Consider the following 6,108-nt stretch of genomic DNA (forward strand, 5'->3'; position numbering starts at 1 on the left):
GCGCCGCTACCTAGGGGTCTGGTAACAAGGTGTTTAATGCGCGTTGTATCAACGTTGAATCCTGCACGAGATTGGTTCGTACTGTTTGCCAATATTCGGGACGTTCGTACCCCAATTGCCAAATGGCAATGCCGGCCAGATCAAGCTTCTGCACGGTGGTAATTTTGTCGGCGAGACCGGTATCGGTCATAAACCAGACGGTGCGCGTACCGACGCTTGTGCGATAGGTGAAGGTGCTCTCGCCGACCCGACCACGTGCATTCCGTTCAATGAAGCTTACCGTCGGTTGATACTCGTTGATAATCTCCTCGATCACACGCCATGGACGCGCAGTTGCGTTGCCGTTGGGTGGCCAGTCGTAGCCATAGAAGTGAACACCGATCAACACTTTGGCCGGGTCAACGACTTCGCGCGCGTAATTGGCTACTGCTTCAATCCAGTAGGCAGGTGCGACCGGTCCTGGCCCTGAGCCGCGCCAATGATAATCGTAGGTCATGATCCGCAATTGATCAACATGCGGTCCGATAGCCCGCCAGTCTTGGAATGCCCCTAATCCGCCATTATCGCGGTCTTTAGCATGAACGGCGACGGTCAAGAGTTTGTTGTGTGCGTGGAGTGCGGCAGCCAAGTCAATGATAAACGCGGTAAAATCGTCGCGCAGTGAGGGATCTAGTGCTTCGTAGTCGATGTCGATGCCGTCGTAGCCACGAGCCAGTACTTCATCAACGATATTCTGAATATGGCGCGCACGGAGCTGTGGATTGGTTAACACCGGTACAACCACACCGGGGTTGCCGACATTGTGGATCGAGGGGATGATTCGTATGTTGTTTTCATGGGCAATGCGCACCAGATCATCGTCGCGCTGCCCGTACAGCCGTCCGCTAGCATCGGTGGTGTACCAGAATGGGCTGATGTCGTCGATAATATCGACGTTGGCGAAAAACGACTCACGGGCATCACCGGTGAAGTTCGGTGGTAGCCAAACGGCAATGTATCGCCCACTCTTGGGGTGATAGCCGAAAGTTTCCGGTTGCGGCGGTGCGGTGGTAGGCAAGGGTGTTGGTGGGATAGGGGTTGGTAACACCAGTAACGGCGCGGCTGTCGGCATTGGTGTTGGTACTGGTGTTGGAGTTGATGCGTTGGCCGAGAGCGCGATGAGAGTACGTGACATTTCTACCGTCTGCCAGAGTAGTAGCCCTGCCACGACCAAGGCACCAATGTAGATTGCTCCGGCTACTATCGTGCCGATCCGCACGGATTTTCTCACCTTTCGACGACTAAGTTGGCAACTTTAGTATACACCTAGTTCGTGTAGTCGTTCATCACTAATCCCAAAATGGTGGGCAATTTCATGCAGAATGGTGCGTCGAATCTGCTCACGCAGCGACGCTATCGTGCGAAAGTCTCGTTCGAGCGGTGCTTGAAAAATGGTGATGGTTGCCGGTGCGTTGTACTCTTCGGTGAACGGGACCCCCTCGTAAAGACCGTAGATTGTCTGCCATGGTCGTAAGCCGAGTGCGCGACGTTGTGCGCGGCTCGGACGGGGTGCAATGACGATCTCAACCGTTTCGAGATGGCGAGCAAAGGTGGGAGGTAATTGTTCGAGCACTTCCGCAACCAGATCGGCGAATTGTGGTTTCTCCATTACTTTGTGTAATTAGATATAATCAACACCATAGCTCATTATACTTGTCGCGAGTAATGAGCGTCAAGCATTTGAGCTGTGTTGATGCGAGATACGGCCGGTGATGGCGTGATCAGAATCGGCAAAAGCGGTAACACTTGGCCGGTTGCACGACGCGAACAATGTGTGGTACAGTCAAGGTTCTCGTCAACCGGATGTGCTACAAACGGGTTGTGGCTTTGTGGTTTCAGCCTTTCCTAACGAATCGAGGGATAGTATGCAAGAACATCAAATTTCATTCCTCAAGCGCCTTCTTGCCGCACCGGGGCCTTCAGGAGAGGAAGATCGTGCCGCACGGGTTTGGCGTACCGAGGCCCGGACTTTTGCCGATACGGTGTACAGTGATGTGCTCGGGAATAGTTTTGCGGTATTGGAAGGAAGTGATCCCCGGATTCTACTGGCAGGCCATATCGACGAGATTGGGTTGATGATTAGCCATATTGATGATAACGGCTTTCTCTTCTTCAGTTCGATCGGTGGTTGGGATCCGCAGGTCTTAATTGGGCAGCGGGTACGTTTGCTGGGTCGGCATGGTGAAGTTATTGGAGTGATCGGTAAGAAACCTATTCACCTGCTGAAATCCGGTGAGCGCGATCAGGCGACCAAGATCGAACAGATGTGGATCGACATTGGCGTCACGAATCGCGCCGAAGCAAGTGAGCTGGTGAATGTTGGTGATGTAGGTGTGATCGACGCACCTGTCTACGAATTACGCGGTGGTCGTATCGTTAGTCGCTCGATTGACAATCGGATCGGGGCGTTTACCGTATTGGAGGCGTTGCGTTTGCTGAGTCAGAATCGTCCGGCTGCTTGTGTTGCCGCGGTTGCGACGACCCAAGAAGAGATTACCTTCGGTGGTGCAACGACGGCGGCGTTTAGTTTTGATCCACAGGTGGCGATTGTGGTCGATGTTACTTTTGCCACCGATCATCCCGACGCGGACCAAAGGCAATGGAACGTTGTGAAACTCGGTGGTGGCCCAGTACTGTCACGAGGTTCAGCCAACAGTGGGCGTGTGTTCCGCCGCTTGGTTGATCTGGCCGAACGCGAAGGAATTCCGTACAGTGTACAAATCTCGCCACGTTATACCGGTACCGATGCTGATGCGATCCACCACGTGCGTGGCGGGATTGCCAGTGCGGTTATCTCCATTCCCAATCGCTATATGCATTCGCCGAACGAGATGATCGCATTGAGTGACGTTGAGTACGCAGTGCAATTGATCGCTGCGTTCGTTCATTCTGTGAATAGTGTCAATGAATTCATTCCAGTTGATGAATGATCTCATTCCAACGCAATCATTGCATGCTACAATACCATCCACTGCGACATCGGAGTCGCAACCGGCCAATGTTGGCCGTGTAGCTCATCGTTGAGAGGTACAGCATTATGGTGATGACTGATGTTGAACGATCTGCAGCTGCACCTTCAGAGCGGGTAGGCCTGTTGCAGACGGTTTTGCAGCAGTTTGACGAAGCTGCTGACCGCCTCGATCTACCGGCGCGTCTGCGTGGCATTTTGCGCGTGCCACAGCGTGAACTAACCGTTAACTTCCCGGTTAAGCGTGACAATGGTCGGATCGAGGTCTTTCAAGGTTTTCGGGTGCAGCACAATCTGGCCCGTGGCCCAACGAAAGGCGGGATTCGCTATCATCCGGCGGTGACGCTCGATGAGACACGGGCGTTGGCGATGTTGATGACGTGGAAATGTGCGCTGGCCGGCTTGCCGTATGGTGGGGCCAAGGGTGCCGTCATTGTCGATCCGAAACAGCTCTCTATTGGTGAAATCGAACGGCTCACTCGCCGTTTTGCTACCGAGATTAGCGTCGTTATCGGCCCTGAACGTGATATTCCTGCCCCTGATATTGGTACTACGCCACAGGTGATGGCGTGGATTATGGATACGATCTCGATGCATCAGGGTCATACCGTTCCGGCAGTGGTGACCGGTAAGCCGATTAATGTCGGTGGCTCGGAAGGGCGGTTGGAAGCGACCGGACGTGGATTGACCTACGTATTGATGTCGGCTTCGCAACATCTTGGGCTAAACGTACCTGATATCCGTCTGGCAATCCAGGGCTGTGGTAATGTTGGTTCGACGGTAGCACGGGAGGCAGTTGCGCTGGGGATGAAGGTCGTCGCCATTAGTGATAGCCGCGGTGGGGTGTACAATCCCTATGGTCTTCATGTGGAAGCGGTATTAGCCCACAAAGCTGCTACCGGTAGTGTGGTCGGTGCTGCGAATGCCGATACGCTAACCAATGAAGAGTTGCTCGAGGTTGAGTGTGAGGTGTTGGTTCCGGCAGCGTTGAGTGGAGTGATAACGGCCCACAATGCCGACCGGATCAAAGCACAGATTATTGCCGAAGCGGCCAATGGTCCGACGACGAGAGCTGCCGATGCAATTTTGTACGAGCGAGGTTGTGTGGTTATCCCCGATATCCTCGCCAATGCCGGTGGCGTGACGGTGAGTTATTTTGAGTGGGTGCAGGGGTTGCAAGAGTTTTTCTGGAGTGAGCGTGAAGTCAATGCACAACTGCGGCGGGTGATGACGAATGCACTCCAGCAGGTGTTGCGGGTGGCTGCCGAGCAGCACGTTGATCTCCGCACAGCCGCTTATATCTTGGCGGTGCAGCGTGTGGCCGATGCAGTGACAACACGCGGTATCTATCCATAACGAAGATGGAGAGTATATCGCTATGGATGATCTTGATGCGATGATCGATAGCTTAATCCCACGTCGGACCAGCGGAAGACGTTTTTGGCAGGGTCTGCTAATCGGGTTGCTTATCGGTAGTGGGATCGCAACACTGTTTAGCCCGCGCAGTGGGCCGGTGCTCCGGGCGTTGGTGGCCGAGCGAATGCAGGCAGGGTTGGGGCAGCTACGCCATGCCTTGAATGGTCGGCAATCTTTGTAAGTGGGATGGTTGCCCAGATATTGTGTTCTCGGTGGTACGCTGACCACCGAAAACATAATGGGCGTTGACAAGTCAACGATACAATACCGCTATGTGCATCGAAGGCAGAGCTATGCGCTAAGGCATAGTTCTGCTTTTGGTGTTTGTGATCGCATGATTAATCGGATCATGGGTTGCGGCGCGCGATATTTGCGAAGATCATATACTTTTTCAACATTTTCTACACAATGATTCAGTATCATGGTTTGTAGCACAAAAGCGGTATGCTGTGAGGTACTGTGCATTGTGCCCTTACTCACCAGATACGTGGTAGTGGTATACTGAGCATAGCAACAAACATCTATTACGTTTAAGCACACGAAGGAGGCGACTATGCCATTTTTCTTCGATCCAATGTATATCATCTTTGCGGTACCGGCGATGCTTTTCGCGCTGTGGGCCCAGTTTCAGGTCCAGTCGGCGTTTAATAAATGGTCTCGTGTTCCGAATATGCGGCGTCTGAACGGTTTTGATGTCGCCCGCATCTTAATTCGGAATGAGGGCTTAGAGCATGTCGGGGTTGAGACCATTCCCGGCATGCTCACCGATCACTACGATCCATCGAGCAAAGTAATCCGTCTCTCGGAAGGATCGGTACAACCATCGGTAGCGGCGATGGCAATTGTTGCCCATGAGTTGGGCCATGCCGCTCAAGATAAAGCGGGATACGTATGGTTACGGGTTCGGTCAGGGATTGTTGGCTTTGCGAACATTGGCTCGCAACTAGGGACGTGGCTATTCTTTATCGGTATGCTGCTCGGTGCCGGCGGTGGGAGCCGTTTCGGTTTTCAATTGGCAGTTTTGGGTGTAATCTTGTTCAGCGCGGCGGTGGCATTTACACTGGTGACGTTACCGGTGGAGTTTAATGCCAGTGCTCGGGCTCGTGAGATGCTGCAACGTAACGGTCTGGTCACGGTACAAGAGGCCGAGGGGGTGAACGCAGTCCTGAATGCTGCCGCGTTGACGTATGTGGCTGCTGCGGCCCAAGCCATCGCCCAGTTGCTCTACTTTGTCACGATTTTAATGCGACGGAGGGACTAAAGCTATGGAAGAAGACTTGCGCCGGAAACTCGTGCATGGTCTGATCAGTCTCGTGTTGAGTCTGGCTGCGGCATGGCTGGCAACCTATCTGACCAATAAGATTCTCGGTGAACCGTCGAAGCCGGAGTCGCAAACGGTGTAGGCAACGTTTGCGCGGCGATGATCTGCTTGGTACCCTTCACGCCTTGGTGTTGTTGCACAGGTGTATGTGTCGGTCAGGTACGATTGACCTATAATAGAATAAACCGGGGAAAGGGTGGAACAGTGCGCTGCCATCATAGCTCGCGCTAGTTCGTGATGGGGTAGGGACGCAGTAGCGTATTGCTGTCTCCCTACATTTCGAGTTGAGCGAAGCGAGCAATCTGCCCATCCGTCGCGTTCCACTCGACACAACAAAGACCGATAAGCAGCGTTGAAGATGGCT

General features: G+C 53.4%; 7 protein-coding genes. 5 read left to right on the top strand and 2 right to left on the bottom strand.

Features of this window, described 5'->3' with window-relative positions; translation table 11 throughout:
• Positions 1-10 precede the first annotated feature (10 nt).
• Positions 11-1,258: a glycosyl hydrolase family 18 protein gene (locus tag AC01ZF_RS10150; RefSeq protein ID WP_428111826.1), complete on the bottom strand. Its 1,248-nt coding sequence runs from the start codon at positions 1,256-1,258 to the stop codon at positions 11-13.
• A gap of 36 nt (positions 1,259-1,294) precedes the next feature.
• Positions 1,295-1,648, bottom strand: coding sequence for a metallopeptidase family protein (locus AC01ZF_RS10155; protein WP_428132215.1), 354 nt, complete (start codon positions 1,646-1,648; stop codon positions 1,295-1,297).
• A 256-nt stretch (positions 1,649-1,904) separates the two neighbouring features.
• On the opposite strand from AC01ZF_RS10155, the gene AC01ZF_RS10160 reads away from it, so the two are divergent.
• The 5 genes from AC01ZF_RS10160 to AC01ZF_RS10180 all read left to right on the top strand — a co-directional run bounded on the left by AC01ZF_RS10160 (position 1,905) and on the right by AC01ZF_RS10180 (position 5,826).
• Positions 1,905-2,969 carry a M42 family metallopeptidase gene (locus tag AC01ZF_RS10160; protein WP_428132217.1) on the top strand — a complete coding sequence of 355 codons (1,065 nt, stop codon included), beginning with the start codon at positions 1,905-1,907 and terminating at the stop codon, positions 2,967-2,969.
• Between the two features lie 107 nt (positions 2,970-3,076).
• Positions 3,077-4,363 (top strand): Glu/Leu/Phe/Val family dehydrogenase, encoded by a 1,287-nt coding sequence (locus AC01ZF_RS10165; RefSeq protein WP_424677385.1) that lies wholly within the window; start codon positions 3,077-3,079, stop codon positions 4,361-4,363.
• A gap of 22 nt (positions 4,364-4,385) precedes the next feature.
• On the top strand, positions 4,386-4,604 hold the full coding sequence (locus AC01ZF_RS10170) for a YtxH domain-containing protein (RefSeq protein WP_424677384.1): 219 nt from the start codon (positions 4,386-4,388) through the stop codon (positions 4,602-4,604).
• A gap of 372 nt (positions 4,605-4,976) precedes the next feature.
• Positions 4,977-5,684, top strand: a complete 708-nt coding sequence (locus tag AC01ZF_RS10175; RefSeq protein WP_424677383.1) for a zinc metallopeptidase — start codon at positions 4,977-4,979, stop codon at positions 5,682-5,684.
• A 4-nt stretch (positions 5,685-5,688) separates the two neighbouring features.
• The gene (locus tag AC01ZF_RS10180; RefSeq protein ID WP_424677382.1) at positions 5,689-5,826 is read left to right on the top strand and encodes a hypothetical protein; all 138 of its coding nucleotides are present in this window, start codon (positions 5,689-5,691) and stop codon (positions 5,824-5,826) included.
• Positions 5,827-6,108: the final 282 nt, after the last annotated feature.

Source organism: Chloroflexus sp., assembly GCF_056331925.1.

What these genes read in the sequence shown, in the direction of transcription:
- AC01ZF_RS10155 (WP_428132215.1), bottom strand. Translation starts at nt 1,648, where the DNA reads ATGGAGAAACCACAATTCGCCGATCTGGTTGCGGAAGTGCTCGAACAA.
- AC01ZF_RS10160 (WP_428132217.1), top strand. Translation starts at nt 1,905, where the DNA reads ATGCAAGAACATCAAATTTCATTCCTCAAGCGCCTTCTTGCCGCACCG.
- AC01ZF_RS10165 (WP_424677385.1), top strand. Translation starts at nt 3,077, where the DNA reads ATGGTGATGACTGATGTTGAACGATCTGCAGCTGCACCTTCAGAGCGG.
- AC01ZF_RS10170 (WP_424677384.1), top strand. Translation starts at nt 4,386, where the DNA reads ATGGATGATCTTGATGCGATGATCGATAGCTTAATCCCACGTCGGACC.
- AC01ZF_RS10175 (WP_424677383.1), top strand. Translation starts at nt 4,977, where the DNA reads ATGCCATTTTTCTTCGATCCAATGTATATCATCTTTGCGGTACCGGCG.
- AC01ZF_RS10180 (WP_424677382.1), top strand. Translation starts at nt 5,689, where the DNA reads ATGGAAGAAGACTTGCGCCGGAAACTCGTGCATGGTCTGATCAGTCTC.